This is a genomic window from bacterium (assembly GCA_023150945.1).
Lineage (GTDB): Bacteria > Zhuqueibacterota > Zhuqueibacteria > Zhuqueibacterales > Zhuqueibacteraceae > Coneutiohabitans.
The window spans coordinates 19,974-41,747 of sequence record JAKLJX010000006.1; the positions used below are offsets into that span (position 1 = coordinate 19,974).

General features: G+C 59.8%; 15 protein-coding genes. 8 read left to right on the plus strand and 7 right to left on the minus strand.

Going from position 1 to position 21,774, the window contains the following annotated elements; all coding sequences use genetic code 11:
• Positions 1–17: 17 nt before the first annotated feature.
• The 6 genes from L6R21_09650 to L6R21_09675 form a co-directional block, all read right to left on the minus strand.
• Positions 18–6,770 carry a type I polyketide synthase gene (locus L6R21_09650; protein ID MCK6559450.1) on the minus strand — a complete coding sequence of 2,251 codons (6,753 nt, stop codon included), beginning with the start codon at positions 6,768–6,770 and terminating at the stop codon, positions 18–20.
• A gap of 87 nt (positions 6,771–6,857) precedes the next feature.
• Positions 6,858–7,079: an MbtH family protein gene (locus tag L6R21_09655; GenBank protein MCK6559451.1), complete on the minus strand. Its 222-nt coding sequence runs from the start codon at positions 7,077–7,079 to the stop codon at positions 6,858–6,860.
• A gap of 144 nt (positions 7,080–7,223) precedes the next feature.
• Complete coding sequence (locus L6R21_09660; protein MCK6559452.1) at positions 7,224–7,979, minus strand: hypothetical protein; 756 nt, start codon at positions 7,977–7,979, stop codon at positions 7,224–7,226.
• A gap of 155 nt (positions 7,980–8,134) precedes the next feature.
• The gene (locus L6R21_09665; GenBank protein ID MCK6559453.1) at positions 8,135–9,085 is read right to left on the minus strand and encodes a winged helix-turn-helix domain-containing protein; all 951 of its coding nucleotides are present in this window, start codon (positions 9,083–9,085) and stop codon (positions 8,135–8,137) included.
• Positions 9,086–9,174: 89 nt separating this feature from the next.
• On the minus strand, positions 9,175–9,939 hold the full coding sequence (locus L6R21_09670; GenBank protein ID MCK6559454.1) for an alpha/beta fold hydrolase: 765 nt from the start codon (positions 9,937–9,939) through the stop codon (positions 9,175–9,177).
• Positions 9,940–10,456: 517 nt separating this feature from the next.
• Entirely contained in the window at positions 10,457–11,296 is an 840-nt protein-coding gene (locus L6R21_09675) for a 4'-phosphopantetheinyl transferase superfamily protein (GenBank protein ID MCK6559455.1), read from the minus strand.
• A 149-nt stretch (positions 11,297–11,445) separates the two neighbouring features.
• Between L6R21_09675 and L6R21_09680 the strand changes: the two genes are divergently transcribed.
• The 7 genes from L6R21_09680 to L6R21_09710 all read left to right on the plus strand — a co-directional run bounded on the left by L6R21_09680 (position 11,446) and on the right by L6R21_09710 (position 19,930).
• Positions 11,446–11,841 (plus strand): hypothetical protein, encoded by a 396-nt coding sequence (locus tag L6R21_09680; protein ID MCK6559456.1) that lies wholly within the window; start codon positions 11,446–11,448, stop codon positions 11,839–11,841.
• A gap of 321 nt (positions 11,842–12,162) precedes the next feature.
• Entirely contained in the window at positions 12,163–13,389 is a 1,227-nt protein-coding gene (locus L6R21_09685; GenBank protein MCK6559457.1) for a radical SAM protein, read from the plus strand.
• Positions 13,390–13,655: 266 nt separating this feature from the next.
• The gene (locus L6R21_09690; protein MCK6559458.1) at positions 13,656–14,528 is read left to right on the plus strand and encodes a class I SAM-dependent methyltransferase; all 873 of its coding nucleotides are present in this window, start codon (positions 13,656–13,658) and stop codon (positions 14,526–14,528) included.
• Positions 14,462–16,660 (plus strand): hypothetical protein, encoded by a 2,199-nt coding sequence (locus L6R21_09695; GenBank protein MCK6559459.1) that lies wholly within the window; start codon positions 14,462–14,464, stop codon positions 16,658–16,660. Before L6R21_09690 ends, L6R21_09695 begins: the two co-directional genes overlap by 67 nt.
• Positions 16,620–18,947, plus strand: a complete 2,328-nt coding sequence (locus tag L6R21_09700; protein ID MCK6559460.1) for a response regulator — start codon at positions 16,620–16,622, stop codon at positions 18,945–18,947. Before L6R21_09695 ends, L6R21_09700 begins: the two co-directional genes overlap by 41 nt.
• A gap of 323 nt (positions 18,948–19,270) precedes the next feature.
• A complete protein-coding gene (locus L6R21_09705) occupies positions 19,271–19,498 on the plus strand; it encodes a hypothetical protein (GenBank protein ID MCK6559461.1) in 228 nt (75 codons plus the stop codon).
• Positions 19,499–19,543: 45 nt separating this feature from the next.
• Positions 19,544–19,930 (plus strand): hypothetical protein, encoded by a 387-nt coding sequence (locus L6R21_09710; protein MCK6559462.1) that lies wholly within the window; start codon positions 19,544–19,546, stop codon positions 19,928–19,930.
• Positions 19,931–19,999: 69 nt separating this feature from the next.
• Here L6R21_09710 and L6R21_09715 read toward each other — a convergent pair whose 3' ends face one another.
• Positions 20,000–21,202, minus strand: coding sequence for a P1 family peptidase (locus L6R21_09715; protein ID MCK6559463.1), 1,203 nt, complete (start codon positions 21,200–21,202; stop codon positions 20,000–20,002).
• A gap of 91 nt (positions 21,203–21,293) precedes the next feature.
• Between L6R21_09715 and L6R21_09720 the strand changes: the two genes are divergently transcribed.
• Entirely contained in the window at positions 21,294–21,731 is a 438-nt protein-coding gene (locus L6R21_09720; protein MCK6559464.1) for a PH domain-containing protein, read from the plus strand.
• Positions 21,732–21,774: the final 43 nt, after the last annotated feature.

A 21,774-nucleotide genomic window follows, 5' to 3' on the forward strand; every position in this document is an offset into this window, starting at 1 on the left:
CCAACCAAGCGCGGCGTTCACTTCGTCAGAATCTTTCTGGCTTCCTCTTCCGAAAGCTGTTCCAATTCGTCCAGAATCTTTCCGATGTCTTGCGTGTCTTCGAACGAGAGCGGGCTTGCTTCAGATTTGGAGGACTTGGTTTCGGTTTCTTGCGACTTCATGTCGATCTCCAGTGAAATTTCCATTTTCTCCGCCAGATGCTTGGTCAGGGCCGCAACCGTCGGGTAATTGAAAAAGGTGGTGGCGGGCAGGGTGAGGCCGAGGCTGCGCTCCAGGCGATTACGCAGCTCGAGCGCCATCAGCGAATCCATGCCCAGCGTGCGCAGCGGCTTGCTCAAGGTCACCACTGCGGGTTTGAGTTTGAGCACTTGCGCGACTTGTTCCTGCAGATGCGACTCCAGCAGCGTGCGGCGCTTGCGCCCGGGTTCGAGATTGCGCAGTTGTTCTTTGAGATTCGCCGGCTTCACGCTTGCGGCTGCGGGCGCCGGCTCCGCCGGCTGCGCGTGCACGAAATCCGCCAGCAACGAAGCCTGAGCAGCGGCCGGATGAAACTGCCGCCACTGCGCGAAATCAAACGGCATCACCGCGGCCTGCGCCGGGTTGGCGGCGAGCAGGGCCGCCAGCGCCGCGAGACCCTGCGCCGGCGCGAGGCTGCCAAGCCCGCGGCTTTCCAAACGCTCGCCGCGATTCGTTTGCGCCGCCGCCAGGCCGACTTGCGACCACGGCCCCCAGTTGATGCTGATTGCCGGCAGGCCGAGGCTGCGGCGATAATGCGCCAGACTATCCATGAACGCGTTGGCAGCCGCGTAGTTGGCCTGCCCGGTGGTGCCCAACAGCGCCGCCACCGAGGAGAACAGCACGAAATGATCGAGCTTCTCCTCGAGTGTGAGCCGATGCAGATGCCACGCGCCCTGCACCTTGGGCCGCAACGCTTCCGCAAAGCGCGCGGCCGTCATTTGCGCCAGCGTGCTGTCTGCCAGCAGACCTGCCGCGTGAAACACCCCTTTGAGCGGCGGCAGCGTTTGCCGAATCTGCGCGAACACGCGCTCGACTTCATCAGCCTGACTCACATCAGCCTGCGCCACGTGCACGCGCGCACCGTTCGCCTCCAGCGTGGCAAGTGCGGCTTGCGCTGTGGCCGTGGGGGCTTTTCTTCCCAACAACATCAACGAACGGGCGCCCTGCTCGACCAGCCATTGCGCCAGCGTCAGGCCGAGGCCGCCCAAGCCGCCGGTGATGAGATACGTGGCCTGCTCATCCAACCAGCGCGGCTTTGCGGCTTCCGGCGCGATTGGCACGTTTTGCTCTTCGCAGGACAGAACAATCTTGCCGATGTGCCGGCCCTGCGCCAGCGTGCGAAACGCTTCCGTTGCTGCGGTAATCGAAAACACCTGCACCGGCAGCGGCTGCAGACGGCGGGCTTCGAACATTTGCCCCAACTCAGCCAGCAGCGCTGCGATCAGCTTGGGCCGGTCGCTGATCACCGCCGCGAGATCGATGGCAAAGTAGGCGAGATTGTTCTTGAACGGTTCGAGTCCGAGGCGGCTGTTTTGATAGATGTCACGCTTGCCGATTTCCAGAAAACGGCCGTAGGCGCGCAACAAATTCAAGCTCTGGGGAATGGCTTCGCCGGCCAGCGAGTTCAGCACCAGATCCACGCCGGCACCGCCCTCTCCCTCCGGCGCCGCCGTGGTGACCTGCCTGATCTCATCGGCGAAATCCAGCGTGCGTGAGTCGAACACGTGGGCAACGCCGCGGCTCTGCAGAAAGGCGCGTTTTTCGGCGGTGCCGGCCGTCGCAAAAACTTCACAGCCGGCGGCCTGCGCGAGTTGCAGGGCCGCCAAACCCACGCCGCCGGCCGCGGAATGAATCAACACGCGCTCGCCGGCGCTCATGCGGCCGAGATGATGCAAAGCATAATGAGCCGTCAGAAACACCGCGGGAATCGCCGCGGCTTCAGCAAAACTCAAATGCGCCGGTTTGGGCACTGCCAGCCTGGCCGGCACCGTCACAAACGAAGCCAGCAACGAAGTGTGAATGAATGACGGTGTGATCGCCATCACTTCGTCACCGATCGCGAAGTTGGCAACGCCTTCACCCACCGCACAGACGATGCCCGCGCATTCGCCGCCCAGCGCAACCGGCGCGTCCGGATCCAGTCCGGGATAGACTCCCAGCGCTTTCATCACGTCGAGGAAATTGAGGCCCGCCGCCCGCACTTGAATTTCAATCTCATCGGGGCCGGGCGCACGGCGGGGCGCAGCTCGCAGCAGCAGATGATCCAAAATGCCGGGCCGGGAGATTTCGACGCGAAAACCCTGACCGGGTTGTGCCGGCGCCTTCTCGATTTCTGGAACAGAGTCACTGGTTGAATCCGGCCCGGTTGCCAAATCCAATTTCACCAGACGCACGGCGTAACGCTTGCCGTTGCGGAATGCGACTTGATCTTCGGCAGCGCCGGCGAGTAGTTCCTGCAACAGCGGGGTGAGATCGAAAGCGGTTTGCGCCGCACCGGCGGCAGCTCGCACCGCTGCGAGATCGAGGCGCGTGCATTTGAATTCCGGATGTTCGTTGGCGATCACCGCACCGAGTCCCCATAATGGCGATTGCGCAATGGCCGATGGCGGTGCCGCTTCTGCGACCGCTTGCGCGCCGGCAGTGACCAGCCACAGCCGTGGATTTTGCCTCAACTCCGCCTCGCCGAGCGCCTGCACCAGATACATCACACTCAGGCATCCCGTTTCCTGCGCCGCGTTGAGCGCTGCCATCGGCTCGGGCGATTCCGCCGCATCCAGGCTCCACAGATGCACGATGCCATGCCAGTCCGCCGCAGCTTCGCTGAGCAGACGCTGGTAATCTGCACGCGCGGCCGGATCGATCTCGAAGTGATCCGGCTTCCTCCGGCGGAATGCCGGCCCGGCAGTAACCAGGGTGACCGCGGCGCCGCGTTCATGCAGCAACGACGCCAGGCGCCGGCCCGCGCCGGATTGATCCGCAAAGAGCAGCCACTGCAAACCCGCCGCGTTGCCATTGGTGGCAGGCGCCGCGGCCAGCGGGAGTTCGCGCCAAACCAAGCGGTGAAACCAGTCGCTGCGCACGGTCTGGGTTTCATTCTGCAAACCCTGCAGCCGCAAGCCGCGCGCTTCGAGCAACACCTTGCCGGATTCATCGAGCAGGAACACGTCGCCGGCGATTTCATCGGCCTTGCCGTTGGTGGCGCGAATCGCATGCGCCCACAGAGGCTGAGCCGTCTCCGGCGCTTGCCGCCAGCGCAGACTCGCGAGTTGCACCGGCAAGTAGGTTTTGGCGTCGTCAGCAGCGGCTGCCAACAGCGTTTGGAAGCAGGCATCCAACAGCGCCGGATGAATGCGATACGCCGCCGTCTCCGCGGATAAGTCAGAAGGCAATTCCAACCGGCTCAGAACTTCACCCGCTGCCTGCCACAACTCGCGGAGGCCTTGAAAGCGAGGGCCGTAGTGCAAACCGCGCCGGGCCTGCGCCGCAAAATGCGAGGCGGCAGTCACACTACCGTTCAGGCGGTCGCGCCGGGCGGCGGGCGGATCTTGCACCCCAGCCGAAATTTCCGGACGCAGACTCAGCGTGGCGGTGGCATGCACTTTCCACACGGCTTTTTCATGATCAGCCCGGCTCAACACTTGAAACGAGGCCAATCCCGGCATGGTGGGAGAGAGAATGGCCTGCAAACGCAGCGGCGGCTCGTTGGGCACAAACAGTGCTTCGTGAAAGACGATTTTTTCGATCACTGCCGGACTTTCGCCGAAGGCTGCGCGCGCCGCCGCGAGCGCCATTTCAACATAAGCCGCGGCCGGCAGCACCGCCATGCCGTGCACGCGATGGTCGGCAAGATAAGGCAGAAGCTGCGTGCTGATCTCATTCTCCCAAAAGCTGGTGCCGTCCTGGGCCGATTGAAATCTGCCGCCCAGCAGCGGATGCGTGCCCGAGCCCGCAGCCAGGGCCACACGACGGCCGTTCGCTGACGGCCGCTCGTCGATCCAGTGCCGTTCGCGCTGCCAGGGATAGTTCGGCAAGCGCACGGCCCGGCAGCCCTGCGGTAGCAACCGGCGCCAGTCCAGAGGATGGCCGAGAACATAAAGCCCGCCGAGCGCTTCCAGCATCACGAGCTGCTCATCTTCGTCGCGGCGCATGGAGGGCAGGGTGGTGGCGCTCAACTCGAGTTGCTGCAACTCTTGTTGAATGGCGGGCAGCAGCAACGGATGCGCGCTGATCTCAATAAAAATGTCGTGGCCGCTCTCGCGCAGGCGGCGCACCGCGGTGGAAAACAGCACCGGCTGGCGCAGATTATTGACCCAGTATTTTTCGTCGAGGCGCTCGCCGGGGATGAAGTCGCCGGTGACCGTCGAGCAGATGGTCACGCCGGCGGGCTGTGGCTGCAAACCTTGAATGGCCGCGAGCAGATCTTCGCGCAAGGGATCCATCTGCGGGCTGTGGGAAGCCACGTCCACTTTGATGCGGCGGCAGAAGACTTCCCGCTTCTCCAATTGCGCAATCACTGCGTCGAGCGCGGCCGGATCGCCGGAGAGCACGGTCGAGCGCGAGCTGTTGCTGACCGCAATCGAGAGCTTGTCTTCATAACCTTGAATCGCTTTGCCGGCCTCGGCAATGGTCAATTCGACCACGGCCATCGCGCCTTTGCCGCTGGTGCGGCGCAACAGTTGGCTGCGGCGGCAAATGATGCGGCTGGCCTCCTCCAGGCTCAAAGCGCCGGCGACATGCGTGGCCGCCACTTCTCCCATGCTGTGGCCGACCACCGCCTCCGGCGTGATGCCCCACGCGCGCCACAACGCCGCGAGTGAAACCTGAATCGAAAACAAAGTGGGTTGAATCACGTCGATTTGGTTGAGCCGATAGCGGCTGTCGCTTTCTGCCAACGCGAGCTGTTCGAGCAGCGACCAATCGACGTATTGGCGCAAGGCCGTTTCACACTGCTGCATACTCGCGCGGAACGACGGCTCCCGCACCAACAAGCCGCGCGCCATGCCCAGCCATTGCGAACCCTGGCCGGGAAAGACGAAGACGATCTTGCGCTTTTCTTCCGATTCTTTGCTGCCGCTCACCAGTCCCGGCCGTTTTTCCCCCTGCAGAAAGCCTTCGAGCTTGTCAACCATTTCAGCCGTGCTGCTCGCAGCCACGGCCAGGCGTTGCTCATGAGGCACGCGGCGCAAGCCGGCGGTGCTGCAAATCTCCGGCAGCGGGTCAGCCGTGGCGGCAAGATGCTCTTTGTAGGCGCGCGCCAAATCGACAAGTGCTTCCGGTGTCTTCGCCGAAAGCGGAAGCAGATAATTGCTGCCGGTTGCCGTAGCACCGTTGCCGGCGGCCGCAGCAGACGCGGCCACTGATTTCTCCGGCGTCTCAGTCACCTGGCCCTGCCATTCCTGCAGGACGACGTGCGCATTCGTGCCTGAAATGCCAAAAGCGCTGACGCCGCCGCAGAGCGGGCCTGCGACTGTGGACAAATCCTGCGCGGTGGCTGGAATGGCAACGTTCAACCGGCTCCAGGGAATGTTGGGATTGGGCTTCTCGAAATGGAGTGACCGGGGAATCAGGCGATGCTGCAGGCTGAGCGCAACTTTGATCAAGCCTGCCACTCCCGCTGCGCCTTCGGTGTGGCCGATGTTGGTCTTGACCGATCCCACGAAAATCGGACGGCCGGCGGGACGATCCGCGCCCAACACATTGCCGATGGCTTCCAACTCCACGGGATCACCGGCGCGCGTGCCGGTGCCGTGCGCTTCGAGGTAATGCACGCTGCCGGGAGCAATGCCGGCGCGGCGATAAGCCTGGCGCAGCATGTCCTCCTGGCCGGCCACGCCCGGCGTGCCGAGTGAGCCGCTGCTGCGGCCATCGTTGTTCACCACGCTGCCCAGAATCAGCGCGGTGATGGGGTCATTGTCCGCCAGCGCCTGCGACAAGCGCTTGAGCACGATGATGCCCGCGCCTTCACTGCGCACGTAGCCGTCAGCGCGTTCGTCGCCGAATTTACAGCGGCCGTCAGGCGCGAGCATTTGCGACTGCGAATAGGCAATGCTAATGTGCGGCCGCAGAATCGCATTGGCGCCGCCGGCGAGCGCCACCTGGCATTCGCCGCTGCGCAGACTCTGACAAGCGAGATGCACTGCCACCAGCGAGGACGAGCAGGCGGTATCCAGCGTCACGCTCGGGCCGCGCAGACCGAGCATGTAAGACAGCCGGCCGGAGGCGGTGTAACGGCCGCTGCCGGTGGTCATGTAGAAATCGATCTTGTCGGGATCCGCGAACAGGCGATCCTCGAAATCATTGATCCACATGCCGATGAACACGCCGGCGGGGCTGTCGGCCAAACGCTCGGGTGTTTGCCCGGCGTTTTCCAGAGCTTCCCACGAGGCTTCCAGCAGCAAGCGTTGCTGCGGATCGAGGCGCTCGGCTTCGCGCGGCGAGATGCCGAAGAAAGTGGCGTCGAACTTGTCCACGTCCGGCAGAAAGCCGCCCCACTTGCTGATGACTTTGCCGGGCGTGGCGGGCCGGGTATCGTAGAATCGCGCAATGTCGAAGCGATCGGGCGGGATCTCGGTAATGGCATCGCTGCCGTCGCGGATGAGCTGCCAGAATTTTTCCGGCGAATGAGCGCCGCCGGGAAAACGGCAACCGATGCCGATGATGGCGATCGGTTCATTCGAAAACGCGGAAGTCGCCGTCGGTTCCTCGGCGACAAACTCGACGCACGACGGCATGTCATCGCGGGGTTCAGTCATGATCATCCTCGCTGCAAATTCCCTCGATTCCTGGCGGTAAAAACAGGCGCGCGTGGCGGCGCACGTGCAACCTCACTGGAGAATTCCTCAGGCGGGTGTGGTGGTTTCCATCAGCCGGCGCAAGCTGAGCGGCCTCATGTCCTGCCACACCTGCTGAATGTATTCCAGACACTCGGCCTTGGTGCCGGTGGGACCGGCGTCGCGCCAGCCCAGGGCATTCTCGCGGTCCGCCGGCCAAATGGAATACTGTTCTTCGTGATTGATGACGACTTTGAAAAGCATCTCAACTTCAGGCGGATTGGCGTTCATCTTGTTCTCCAACGTTCAGTGGATCGAACGGCACGTTGACGGCCGGGTGCGAATTGCAGTCGGGCGCGTGCGCGACGGCAGGCGATTTTGCCGGTCGCGAAATTCGACGCGCGCCGGTTCGGACCGCTGTCGAATGGTGCGGGCTTAATCGGATTCGTGTTCCTCTTCGGTCTTGGCTTTGGTGCGGCGCAAGGCCAGATTCAAATTCTCGATCAATTCCGAGGCCACCACCAGCACCTGCTTGGGCTCAAAGCCGGCCTTGCGCAAATCGCGATAGAAGGAGCGCGCCACGATTACCGCCACTTTTTCGGGACTTTTGACCGCCGCCAGGATATGGGAACCCAGCGGCTCCTGACTGGCGGAATCATCAGCGTTCCGGCTCAAGGCGAGCATGGTATAATGGGAAGCCAGCATGTGCCGCGTTTTCTGCGCTTCCAGCGCCCGGCCAATTTGGGCGCCCAATGCCAGAAACGCTTCGCGCTGGCGAACAGCCTCCAGCCCGCTGAGCCTGGCCTCCGGCCAGCCGTAGAAATGGCCGATGACCTGGCCGTTGACTTTTAGCTCGCCCGACCATTCGAGGTTATCATCACCAGCCTCCTCAGCCCTGCTTTGCATGCGTACGCCGGGATTCAGGTTTTCCAGAATGCCGTCGGCCAAAGTGCGCACCGGGTAGCCGCCATTGCGGCTGAAGCTGCCGCGCGTCTCGAGCGTGACACTGTCTTCGGCGAACAAGGCGATGCGGCAATGATCGAGCGGCAGCAGTTCGACTGCAATTTGCGCGGCCTGCTGCAGCAACGCCTCGACGGTTTCGTGATGTGTGAACAGGCGATTCAACAGGGTGAGCGCCTTTGTAAGCGAAACGTTCTCGGCCGCCGTTGCCGGCGGTTTCCCCACGACCATGGCTAGTTCTCCTCAAGGGACAGCGGTGAGCTGCTTTGGGGGTGCTTTTGCAATAGACTCATATTGTGAAGCTCGAACTTGTCTTATCGCACGGCCGAACTCATCCGGTCTGGTTTGTGGAAGAATTGGCAAGCGAACCTGCCAATCTTCTGGATTCACAGATTGATGTTGCCGTTCTGATAGGCCAACCAGGATTTGCCTTTGGGCGTTAGTTCCCAGACACCTCTTGGCGAGCCAGACGCCAGCAATCCATCCTTGACCATCTCATAGCGCGCCCAATGCGCTGCGTTTTCCCACCTAAGCATGCCCGAACTCGGAAGGGTGGCCAGATCGTACTCATTCAAAGCAGATTTCATTGACTCTCTTACTTCTCTTAAGACATCAACTGAGGCTGCGGCTCCCCCGAGCTTGGTTAGAGCCCGAAGTATGGGAATGCGAAGCTCATCTTCTCGAGTTCGAAGGCCTTGACTGAGCTTTTGAGTCCGTTTGCTCTGTCTTTCGCTTTTCGAAAACTGGGTTCTTTCCGAAATGAAACTGGAATTCCACTCTTTTTGAAGAGCGTAGACTTTGTCACGAAACTCAGTCATTCGATGTCCGGCTTGACGAAGAGTCTGTACCAAATCGTAGTCACTCGATTCGAAAGCCTTAGCCCCATCGTGATTGAGATTCTCTATCGCGCTCTCAATTTCCTCAAGAACGATTTCGAAAGCCGTATCGACATCTGCCGCATAATCTGAGAGGTGACAGATGATTGCGGGTTTTTGACGATTATTGTAAGTGGGCCCGCCAGGGTGCCTGCAACTTAACAACTCAGTGAATATTTGTGAATCATGCGCGTCAAGTCGGTTTGTCTCAACGAGCCTTGAGAGCATCTCGCCTGAGTGATACCACGCGACAAATGTTTCCATATTTCCAGCAAACTGCCTGGTACATTTATCCTGGATTGTCTGATAGTCCTTCACTGTAGGAAAACGATTCTTCGCTTTCCTGATAGCATCGGTAGGATCGTAGCCGTGCTTCATGAAATAAAGCACCGCATAGATTTGCCTGAGTCTCTCAGGACTGCTACTGTGAAATGGAATCTCCTGGAAACTGGTATAGATCATATCACATCACTGTCCCCAATTTGCGTTTGGCAGATTGTAGAAATCCGCTTATAGCAGGGCTTCAAGCGGGTAACTTGCCTATCTAGCCTTCACTTTTCCAGATAGATTTTCAGTTCTTGTGCAATCGCGGCGAGCAGCGCGGCACGGTTTACTTCATCCTGCCAATAGAAATGGCCGCCCTCGAACAGGCGCAAGGTGCAGGTGCTGCGCGTGTGTTCGCGCCAGCCGGCGAGATGCTCCTGCGCCACGCGCTGGTCGGCGCGGCCGCCAAACACGGAAATCGGACATGCCAGCGGCTCCGCCGGCGCGTACACGTAGCTTTCGAACACGGCAAAATCCGCGCGCATCACCGGCAGCATGAGTTGCATCAACTCGGGACTCTCGCGCACAGCTTTGGGAATGCCGTTGTAACGATTACCCACCTCCGCGACAAATGCGGATTCCGGCAGATGGTGAATGGGCGGATCGTTTTCCGGCGCATGCGGCGCGCGCCGCGATGAAACAAACAGATGCAGCGGCTCGCAACCGCGCCGGCGCAGCAGCCGCACGACTTCGAACGCAAGCAAGCCGCCGAGACTGTGGCCAAAAACGGCAAAGGGTTTATCCAAAAAAGGAAGCAGACCTTCGGCGGCAGCCTGAGCCAACGGCCCCAGTTGCTGAAAGGGCCGTTCCCGCAGGCGCGCGCCCCGCCCCGGCAGTTCCACCGCGCAAAGCTCCACGCTCGCCGGCAGGTGATTCAGCCAGGGCCGGTAGACCGCGGCGCTGCCGCCGGCATAAGGAAAACAAAACAACCGCAGCCGCGCCTGCGGCCGGAGAGTGAAAGTGTTGATCCAGGAATTGGCTGTCGTCGTCATCGCTCAGGCGGTGTTGTCCACTGCACACCCAATCACACGAGCACTGAAAATGAGGCTGGTGTGATCAATTCACTTCTTCAAGTGCACTGTCACCCTAATTCTTTGTAGTCTCGACCCCTTGTGGGTCGCTGTCGAAGCCACTGAATTCGCGGTTGCAACAATGCCCCACAAGGGGGCAGGACTACGAAACTACGGTAGCAGAGCACCAGTCTGTTGCACGTTCAATGTCTGCAAACAGTACCCTCACGCAAAAGCGCAGAATCGCAAAGTTGGCGCAAGCAGGCAACTTGACGTATTCTTCGCGTCTGGGCGTGAGGTTTTGTCATTTTGGTTGCGGTTCATCCGTGCGGTGTATTCACACGAGTGAATCAGGCAGGGTGAAAGTCGATCAGGTTGCTCGGGGACGCTCACAAATTTCCGCAGCGCGTCGTTGCTCAGCCCTAACCGTCGCAAGATATACTTCTATAAAAACAACCTGCCCCAACTGCGGGAATTGTGGGCGCGCTTTCAACCTGGGCTAGCGGTTGAGGTGTGCCTCGGGAGGGTGAATAGAAAAACGATGGGGAATGCCGGTTGGCTGCCATTGCCAGCAGGAGAGTTGGTGATCGCGGCCTTCGGCAGCCAGCGCCGCGACGTAGCCCGCGCCGGCGGTGAGGCTATGCAGTGACCAGCGTGCGGCTTCTGCAGGATCCGGGCGGGTGGCGAGCAGGGCAGCAGGCTGATCGGGCGCCAATGAAACATCGAAATGCTCAAGCGGATGGGAAAGGCCTTCTCCGATCGCCTTGATGTAAGCCTCCTTGCGTGTCCAGCAGGTGAAGAATGCGAGTGGCTGTTGCGCTGCGGGCAGGCGAAACAGCGTCGCTGATTCGTTGGCGGAAAAGAAGCGCCGGGCGATTTGTTCGAAGTCATTTACCGGCCGGAGGAATTCGACATCGATGCCGAGCCGGCGGGTCAGAGTGAGAGCGAGCAGCGCCACGCCGTTGGAATGAGAGAGATTGAATTGCAGATTGCTCTGATGCAGTCGTGCAAGGCCAGGCTTGCCGAATTCGCTGTACTCGAATCGAATGTCGCCGGCGGCCACGTGCAAGTAGCGGCTGATAATGTCGCGCAGCGCCGCCCGCGCCACCACGAAGCGTTCGCGGTCTTTTGCAAAAACGAAACGGTCGGCGCGCTCGCGCTCATCAGCGGAAAGCGCATCCTGCAGGCTGTCGCGCAGCGAGCTGGGCTGATCGAGCGAAATGCGCCAGACGTGGAGAGCGTGCGGGTGCAATGCCGGCGTATGAGAAGCTGACTGCGGAGGATGGGCTGGGTTCATCTCAATCATTTGGGGATGAACGATGCCGTCGTATCGATTCATACACGAATTATTACCATCAAGTCACAACGAATGGAGAATTCAATTGCTGGAAGTGTGGAGAGGAGCGGCGAAAAAAACCAGTTCAATGCCCGTCACTTGCCTGTGACACAAGATCAGCATACAGGTTGTCACAATGAGCCGAGAAGATTTTGCCTGCTCATGAAAGAACAGAATTGTGTAGGAATGCCCGAAGCATTATCATTGAAAAATTTTACAGAGAAATCATCACCGAAGATTTACGCAGTGACTCCATTGAACTTGTATTTTTAGGCGCATTCGTGTTTCAAGTTCGTTCGACTCGAATCATGAAGGCTGCGCCGGTCGAGGTATCGAATGAAGCCATTGCCATGCTACTGAGCCCGGCCACCAATTCGATACCACATAACCGTAAACAGCCGCCCTTTGACGCCACGCTGTCGCTTCCTACCTTCCCATTCTGCAGTTCTGTGCGAAGGATGCGGAAAGAGCCACACCGTGGTTTTTTCATTATTCCATCTCCGCTGTGCCGTGTATGGGGAGCCAGCCAAAGGATGAAAACGCAATGACCTCAACTGACACAATCACGGAGATCGGAGAGCCGCCATCTTTAGCCGGTGTCTCTGTTTCTCGCAATCACCAAGGTTTTGCCAAGGAAGGCTTCTTAGCAAAGGAATGCCCTCCAGCAGGTCGGAAAGGGCTCTAAGATGCCAGGTGCAGCAGGATCAAAGTACGGAATCCTCAACGATGGCATCCCGTTGAGGAAAGGCAAGGACGCCGGCAGCGAGAGCAGGGATGAACTTCAGTCGGAACTCAAAGACCTTCGGCCGTTGATCAAGAGCCGCGCAAAACGCAAAGCAACCAGTCAACCCACGGCCTCGTGAGCGCGCATGTCCGTCTCGACCTTTGAAGCCTGGGAGGCGCTGCTGGCGCCGGATTCCGCGCTGGTGTCAGCGCAGGGCGTGGGGCCGCTGCACCGCTTGTTGGTGGAAAACGCCAAGTTGACGTGGTTCGATATTGATCTTCACAAAGCGTGCAATCTCACTTGCAATCATTGCTTCTACCACGACAACTATCCCAAGAGCAGCCGGCCGGCGCTGTCCGCCGAATTGCTGGAGGAGGCCATCCGCCAGGCCCTGCGCATGCAGGTCAGCGTCTTGACTTTCAGCGGCATGGAACCGACGCTGTCGAAGAACTTCAGCTTGGCGATTACTGCCGCGAGTGCCAGTCGCGCCAGCTTCGCGCCCCAGGCCAAGATCGGGTTGATCACCAACGGCCTCACGCTGCCGTTGCATCTCGATCGGCTCGCACAAACGCCGGTTGACTTCATCGACATTTCGATCGACGGCTGGGAATCCCATAACCTCATTCGTTCCGGCACGCGCGACCGCGTCGTGGCCAATTTCAAGCTCGCCCAAGAGCGGCTGCCCGCCACCCGCGTCGGCAGCTCGACCGTGCTGCGCAACGACAACATTTTTGATGTGCTCGAGATGATCAAGCATCTCTCGGCATTCTCGAGTTATTTCTACTTCGAGCCGGTCATCGCTGCGGTTGACAAGCACGTGCCCTCGCTGGCGGCGAGCAATCTTCTGGCCTTCGTCACCCGGCTGCGCCTGCTGGCGGAAAATCTCGCTGACCGGCAGATGCGCTTTTCGATCCTGCTCAACGGCGATCAGACCCTGCCTCTGTTCTATGCCGGCATTCTGGAGCCGGAGCAAATCGAAGAAGACGAACTGCATTCGCTCTACATTCGCCAGCGCTTCGGCAAAGCCGAAATCGATTTCATTCTGCGCATGGTGCCGGAGTACTTTTGGCGCAGCGCGCGCTTGAGCTACGACGGCTACTGGCTCGGCACGTGCGATCTGTTGCAGGCGCCCGACTATCGCGAGCTGGCGAGCGGCAGCTTCGCCGAAACGCCCGACCTGCCGCAGCTCATGCAACGCTCGCTCAGCCGGGATTCGCTGTTCCATCAAATGATCGCGGAACTGCACCGGCAGCCCTGCGGCCACACCCTCCGTGAGCAGCAATACTGCCTGGGTTGCTTCAGCAGGCGCATTGTCGACATGGTGCACCGGCGCTACGGCAGCCAATGGGCGACGGTGCCGCATGCTGCCTGAGCTGGCCGCGGCCATTGCCGGAAGGACGATCGCCGCATACAAAACGGTGATCCTCTCGCCTCGTTCTAGCGGCCTGCGGCAAACAGCTCCCGGTTTTGTCATTCAGACGAAGCTTGTGAGCAATACGAGATGCACCAGCAACTTCACAAGATCCCCACTGGATGACACCAGGGGATAAGACGAGTTTTACAGGATAACGACGTCCCATTGGCCGGTGCCACTGCTCTGCCCCTCTCCCCGCCGCGCCGGCCGGTTTTCGATTCTCCATGATGATGCCCGATTCCCCCATCACCGAAGCCCAGTACCTCCGCGAGTTCTATGACGCCTTTGCGCCGTTCTACAACGATTTCTATGATCTGATCGACTATCCGGCGTGGGCCGGTTTGATTCAGCGCGCGCTCGATGAGCTGCTGCCGCCGCCGCGCCGCATTTTGGAGGCGGGCTGCGGCACCGGCGCCATGCTGGCGGAAATCGCCACGGTGCCGCGGCAAACCTGTGTGGGCGTTGACTTGAGCCGGCCGATGCTTGACATTTGCGCAAAAAAATCCTTTGTTAATCCGCGGCCGGGGCTGGCGCAAGGCAATCTTCTGGCTCTCGGTTTTCAAGAGGAAAGCTTTGACGCGGTACTCGGTGTCTTCAGCCTGCTCAATCTCTATGGCGCCGCCGGCCGCCGCCGCCTGCTCGCTGAAATCCGGCGGGTGCTCAGGCCCAACGGCGTTTTTCTGGCAGATTTTGCCACGGTGCAGCGCTATCTCGAGTTGCGCGAGGCCGCCGGCCACGGGCAAGAAACCTCGCATTGCGAGGCGGCGTTCAAGCTGCACCAATCCTTTCCGGCGGCGCAAGAGGCCAGTTCCCGCACGCCGGCAGGATCGCCCGCAACCGATGAATTCGTGATCGACCGGACATTGAGCGCCGGCAGCCGAAGCGCCCGCCATCGCATGTATTTCTTCACCGCCGCAGCGCTGGCGGCCGAACTGGCGCAAGCCGGCTTGGAAGCGATAAAAACCGTTCCCCTCGTGCCCGACAGCTCCGCACCGGCAGCCAATCGTCTCATGCTGATTGGACGGAAGCCATGCAACGCTTCTACGCGGACATCATCGACGAATGCATCGAAAAGTTTCGCCTCGAAGAGGGCCTGAGCTTCAATTTTTCCCTGCTCGACTTCAGAGACGAAGTTTTTCACAACTACGGCCTCAAACCGCCGCTGCCGGAACACGAACTGCGCCAGCTTTTGAGCCACGCGCAGAGGTATGTCAATGAACAGCGCCAGCAAAATCCCGCCTTCACCAAGCTGAAGCGGTACCTGTGGGATGATTTGCGGAACGCTCCGGAAGAAGAAGTTCGCGCACTTTTTGAAATCGTCCTGGACAACAAGCCGGTCTGCTCCGTCCCACACCTGACTTCCAATCATCTCGCCCGCCTGGTGAGCTTTCTGCCGACCAAACATTATTGGGACATTTGCGGCCAGCTTTATCGCCGCGCCTGCGAAGATGAGAGCAGTTTTTCAAAAATCTATCTGAATCACTATCGCTACGACGAAGCCCATCGCCGGCCCGAGGAAGTGTTGTGCCGCGAGATCGACATTCCCAGCAATGCCATTGATTTTTACCGCCTGCGGGACAGGTTCGCCGTGCTGCATCAAAAGCCGTTCAAGCGCAATGATGAATACTTCGATTTGCAGCCCGGAGACCGCGATCTCTACGAACTCTATGGCCAGCTTTATGATTTGCTGAACTGGGGCACTTCGAATCCCGCGCCCGTCATCAGTTACCTCAACGCCCGCACTCAAGTTTTCGAATTCTACAACTGCGTCTTTCCCATCGTATTCCACGGCATCTACTACGGCATCGCCTATTTCGCTTTGCCTGCCGACTACTTCCATCGCACCCGCAACGTTGCTGAGAAGCTCAGCCGCGTATTGACCAAGGGCTGGACTTACGTCAATCACTACTTTCCGGCGATGATTTTTGACGCCTACAACAGCCGTCTCATCAGCCGGTTCACGCGCGACCACGTCGAATCAGTGGCCGATCTGCTGCAGCTCATCAACAGCAAGCTGCCCTTCCACTATTGTTATGACTGCGATACCGGCACGATGTACGCCTTCAAGCTGGAGCCGGGAGAAATCAGCAAGCGTCTGGAAGAGCATCGCTGGCCGGCGGGACTCGCGCCGGCAGCTCCCGAATTCATCGGCCGTTTGACCGCTCTCGATTCCCGCCTGTGTCTCGACAAGCTGCATGCCGTGCCCAAAACTGTTCTCGCGCACCGCCTGCTCTTCATCTTCGATTGGTCTCAGTTGCCCGGCCGGGAGAAATGCCTGCCGATTCTCGAAAGCCATCTCGGCCAGGCAGTAATCGTACTGGAGACGCTGAATGAACAGGCGCAACACAAAGTCGATGAAGAACGCGCGCGCATGCTCGATATGTTGATGCATGACAGCAAGACGGTGCGGGAGGTGTTGATTGCGGACATGATGGAGGGCATGGAATCGGATCTGGCCGCGCAGCAGTTGATCGAGCAGAGCCACAAGGAACGAGTGATGCGCCACTATTTGCTGCGGCGCCGCGGCGACCGGCAGGAGCAGGAGCTCAGCCTGAACCGGAAACCCGTGGACCTCGCCGGTGTATTCACCGATGTCTTCTGTTCGACCTGGCGCGGCTGGCTCAAGAGCCGGCGCTTCCGCGCCAGCTTTCGCCGCAATCGCCATCCTGCGTTTGGGCTCGATGCCGATTCCCGCCGCACCGAGGTACATGGTTTTCTGCAGGCCCACCGGCAAGCCTGCCCAGACCGGCCCGCGGGCGCTTGTCTCAACATTTTGCGCGATAGCTTCAGCAATCTCGCCGGTGCGGCGCGCATCGACGTGCAGGCACCGCCGTTGCTGATGAGTGAAGAGGCCTTGCTCGACACGGAAGCGATTCTCTACAACCTGCTGTGCAACTTCTTCAACCACATCACGCCCTCGCCGCTCACCGGCTGCCAGGAATGCGTGATGCACGTTGCGGCAGAACCGCGGGAAAACGGCATCTATTTCAGCTATGACTTCCGCAACAGTGCCGACACCAAGGAGCTTTTTGTAGAGGATGTCCGGGCGCTGTTACGCTACGGCTACGAAATTCATGGTCTGCAGATTCTGCGATACCTTATCCATTTGACGGAAGGAGCGGGAACACCGGATTTCAAAATCCGGCTGGAAGACTACCTGTGGCACATCTATCTCGGGAGGGAACGCCGTGACTGCCGTGAAGAGTTGCTGGTCAATTCTCGTGCTTGAAGACAACGCCAACCTGCGCGAACTGCTGCGCGGGAACTTCGGCATGCTGTTGGGCAACGCCGTGCATGTGGATTTTGCCGCCAGCATCTGCCAGGCCATCGCCAAAGTCAAAGGCCAAATGCTGCGGGGCAATCCTTACGACCTCTTTTGGGTCGATCTTTATCTGGATTATTTTTCCTACGACGACGATCACGGCGAGATCATTGCGGCCAAATCCTTCTCTCAAATCATTGACACCGCCGCGTTCTTGGAGCAGCATGCCGTGACTGAGCTGCGCTGGCCGGCACTGATCGGCCTCTTGCAGGCGCCCATTACGCCGCCGCACAAGGAAAGTGAGCACTACAGCGACCGCGAAAAGCTCGCGGTGCTGCAGAGGTTCCTGCCCTATTGCCTGCCCGCGGCCCAGGCGAGCTTCAGCGCGCTGCTCGACTTGATGGCGCTCTATCTCACCGCAGCGCACGACGGCGCAACCAGCGCCAGCGAGGAAAACATCTACGTGCACAATGCCCTCACTTTCATCTTCCACAAGCTGCAGCAATGGGTGGGCAGCTCTGCCCAAAAGGAATTCGAAATGAATGGCAAAGGCATGGAAGAGTGGCAGGAGGCGGCGCGCGGCGAACTGGTACCGAGCCGCAATGCCAAGAGCGATCAAAGTTGGACTCTGTTTCACGCCTGGGCGGAGCAGTTCTACAGCCACGTCGCGCTGGGGGCCCGGGGCTATGAAGCCTACAGCCAGGCCAATCCGCTGCTGGCGGAGTTGAAACGCCTGGCGCCGGAGGGCTATCCGCTCTTTCTGGTCAACACCGCTTATCCCGGCCGCCGCGCCGAATTGCTGGAGGCTGCCGCCATCTGGCCGGCGGAAAACGTGATCGTCGGCCAGCATGATTTCAAGGGCAGCCAGCGTGACCGTCTCATGGTGGAATATCTCGCCCGCCTCTTCCGCCAATGCCGGCGGCCGTACTTCTTCCTCCGCAGCCGGCGGCGCGGGGCGAATACTTTTGCCATCAGTAGCGACATCAGCCCGGTCGCGGCCCGAATGCACAACATCCACGCCGCCGCAGAACTGCTCATCGATGAACGTGACGCCGGCTTCGCCTTCAGCCACCAGGCTTTTTTTCCGGAGCTGACCAGCGCCTTTGAAAAGGCAAGCAACGTCGAAGCGGAATTCCTGGCGGAACTGCGCCGCCAGACATTGGAGGACATGCAGGATTGCCTGCAAGAACGCCAGCCGCGCATGATGCAAAATCTGTGGCTCACGGTGCCACCGGGCTTCTTCAAGAGTGCCGTTTCGCACGAATCCTTCACGCTGGAACTGCAGGCGCCCGAAGGCACGCGCCAGCGCGTGACCTTGACCTTCGATGAAGGCCGGTGGATTCTCTTCGAACTAGCTTGCCGGCGCTGGTTTCCGAAATGTTTCTTCATGCACAGCAGTTGGACGGTGCGGCACAAGCACGACGGCCAGCAGGTCTATTTTCATTCCACGCCGGAACTGCTGGCGGCGGCCCTGGTGCATGCCACCTACGATCATCCTGAACTCTTTCCGCCGGCACACGATGCCGAACGCCTGGCCCGTACCCTGCAGCCTGCGCCCGCCTTTTATCGAGCGCAGACTCCCTATGCCGACGCGTTTGACTGGCCGGCGTTTTGGCAGGAGACTTTCGGCCAGTTGGATGCCCGGCACCAATGGCCGGCCCGCCTGGTGCCGGTTCTGCAAGCCCGTCGCATGCTGATTCTGGCGATACGCGTGCTCAAGGAATTGCACATCCGGCGTCTTGCCAACCACCTGCTCAGAGCCGCGCCGCTGACCGCGCTGGACTGGCCCGGCGTGATGACCAGCGCGGAATTTCTCCCGGCAGAAAAAACGCTGACCGAACACTTGCACCGCTTGGAAAAAGGCGAAGCGGCATACATGCAAGCGCAAGACTTGCTGCCCAAACTCAGAAACCTGCTTTCCGTTGTGCTATGCTTCTACTCGTTTCCCACGGTTGAGTTGGGGCAGTTTTATCGTTACTGGGAGAGTAAACAAATCCCCACATCCGGCACGCGGCCAACGGAGAAATTCTCCAGCGTCAACGGCAAGCTGGAGAATCTCAGATTCATGCACAGCGTGCCGTTGCCGGCGCAAGCGGAGGGCAAAAGCAGATTCCTCTTCGTGCCGGCGTTCCTCGGAGGCGACCAATCGCAAATCATGTGCGCCGCGCCGGCACTCGAAACGCCACTTCATGATGACGTGACTGCCGGGAGTTTCCTGGATTTTCTGGCCCTCATTCCCTCGCTTATGTTGTGACAACGAGCCCGCCTTGTGACCACGCGGTATTATTCTTTCCCCACCAAAAAGAACTCATGGCCGGCAATGGTCATTGAATAGTCAGAATCCCTGTCAGCGCGAAAACACCTGTTCTTCCTTTGTTGCAAAGCCGGACAAGGTGCACTTGTCCTGAGGTTGCGGTTGCGGGCCGCCGCGCCAGCCGCGAAAAACGGCCAAAGCTTTCAGGAATTGCCGGCAACACCATTGTCGCAATGGTCAGCAAAAGCGGTCCGGCAATTCTCCAGACTGCTTCGTCAATTCATACTCGTGTTGTGCATTCATATTCGCCAAGGAGGTGCAAAATGCGGGCATCGGACCTGGTGTTGCTGCTCTCACTTCTCGATGGAAGTGAGTCGCCCTCCCTTGACACCGTTGGCAGACGCAGTCCACTCAAGGGGATGTGGCGACTGGTAAAATTCTTTGTGTTCCTCTTCCTGCTCGTCTGGTTTCTCTTCAGCCAAGACTTCTTCACCGTGGAAGTCAAATCGGTTGAGAAAGCCCGCAGCAGCGCCGTGCAAACGGCGCACTGAGCCGCGCCGGCTCAGCATGGAAACCAATCGCCCAAGGAGAACAATATGTTCCTAGTCCCCTCACATCGCAACCATGAAGTGGTGCCGTTGTTGACCATCCATGCGGGACTGTACGATGGTTCCGAAATCACGGTGCAGGCGGAAAACAGGCTGCTGACATTCGCGACGGCCATGGGCAACACCAAGATTGCACTGCGCAATGTCGCCTACCTGAAAAACATCTCGCACGTCGTGACCCTGCGGCGGAATCTCTGGGCCAACAAGTTCGAAATCGAATTTCGCGACGGTTGCCGGTTGATCGGCACACCCAAGCATCCGCGTGCACTGCGTCTTTACGACAATGGGACACCGCATGCGCGCGGCAACCTGCAATTGTGGGAAATCGACTGGCTGCGCATTGAATCCAACGGCAATCTTCCTCCGTCAGCGTGATCGCAAACAACCTCCACCTCATGTATGGCTGCGATGCTCCCATGCCAGGCCGGCGTGGGAGTTCGCGGTTTAGTCCTTCCCGCCTTGCGGCAGTCCGGGCAGACGCTTCTGCAAATGCAGCACCTGATAGCGCTGCAACAGCGCGATCGTCTCTGCCAACGGCAGCGCCTCCAGCTTGCGTCCGCTTCTTCCCACAACAGTTGTCGCTTTGAACAGAGAATTGTAAACGGCCTCTTCGCCGGCTTCCACCACGGCGAGAAAAAGCGGGGTCATGGCCTCGTTCGCCAGCTCGTTCGCGATATGCAGGCGGGCCGCCGGTAGTTGATGCGGAATGCGATACGCCGTGGAAAATGCGATGACGTATTCGCCGCTGCCGTTGGCCATGAACCCGCCGGCGCGCGCCAATCCGAACAGTGCGCGCCTGGCGAGGCGCTCGAGGTTGCGCGGGGAGAGCGGCGCATCCGTTGCGACCACGATCATGCACGATCCGCCGTCCTGCGCTTTCGCCACCTGCTCGCTCAAATAGAACTTGCCCAGCTCCCGTCCCGCCGGCGCGCCGTTGATGGTGAGAATGCCGCCGAAGTTCGTTTGCACCAGCACCCCGACGGTGTATCCGCCCAACTCCTGCGGCAGCCGCCGCGAGGAAGTGCCAATCCCGCCCTTGAAGCCCAGGCATTGCGTGCCGGTGCCCGCGCCCACGCTGCCTTCTTCCACTTCACCGGTTTTGGCTGCGGCCAGCGCTTGCCACACGTGCTCTTCCTGCACGTGCATCCCGCGAATGTCATTCAACCAGCCGTCGTTGGTCTCACCCACCACCGCATTCACCGAGGCCACCTCTTCGTTGCCGGCTTGCTGCAGCGTGTACTTCACCAGCGCTTGCATGGCCACCGGCACGCTCAGCGTGTTGGTCAAGGCGATCGGGGTTTCCAGCGTGCCCAACTCCACGACCTGCGTGGAACCCGCCAGCTTGCCGAACGCATTACCGCAGTAAACCGCGGCCGGCACCTTCTCCTGAAAGAGGTTGCCGGCGTGCGGCAGGATCACGGTCACGCCGGTGCGAATCGAATCGCCGCGCCACAACGTACAATGTCCGACTTTGACACCGTTGACGTCGGTGATCGCATTCAACGGACCGGTGGGCAAAATGCCGACTTCGACGCCGGCCTGGCGGGTGCGCGGCCGGCCCGGGCCGGACTCCGCCGCTGCGGCCCATTCCCCAAGCATCGCCAGCAACACGGCCACCAACAGACTCTCTGCGCTCAAGTGCCACATGTTTCTTCTCCTTGCCGGTTAGAATTCCAACTTGCAGGTTGCCCGGCTTTTTCGCATCTTGCCGGGGAAAATGTGAGAGGGTGACGGCAAAATGACTTATCGCACTCGTCCGGCTTGGCGGCGGCAATGGGGCATCATGTTTTTAGCCCTCTTTTTCGTGGCCGGCATTCTCGCGGCGCTGTACGAGGCGTATGCCTCGCAGGACAGCCGCAATCTGGTCGCCTCGCTCTCCCTCTTTGCCGTGCCGCTTCTGCTGCTCGCTTTGATCATGATGTTCCGCCATTACGCCTGGCGCTTCACGGTCGAACGCGGCACCATCGAAAGCCGGCGCGGATACATCGCGCGCGAGATCAAATCGGTGCGCGTGGAAGACGTCCGCAACATCAACGTAACGCAAACGTTCATGCAGCGGTTGCTCGGCATCGGCAACGTCGAATTCAGCAGCTCGGGCACGGCGGGCATCGAGGTGATTTTCGAAGATGTGGCCGACCCTTTGAGCGTCAGAGAGAAAATCCAAAACATGATGTGATCACAACCTCGGCAAACCGCCTGATGACCGTATTCGAATCCTT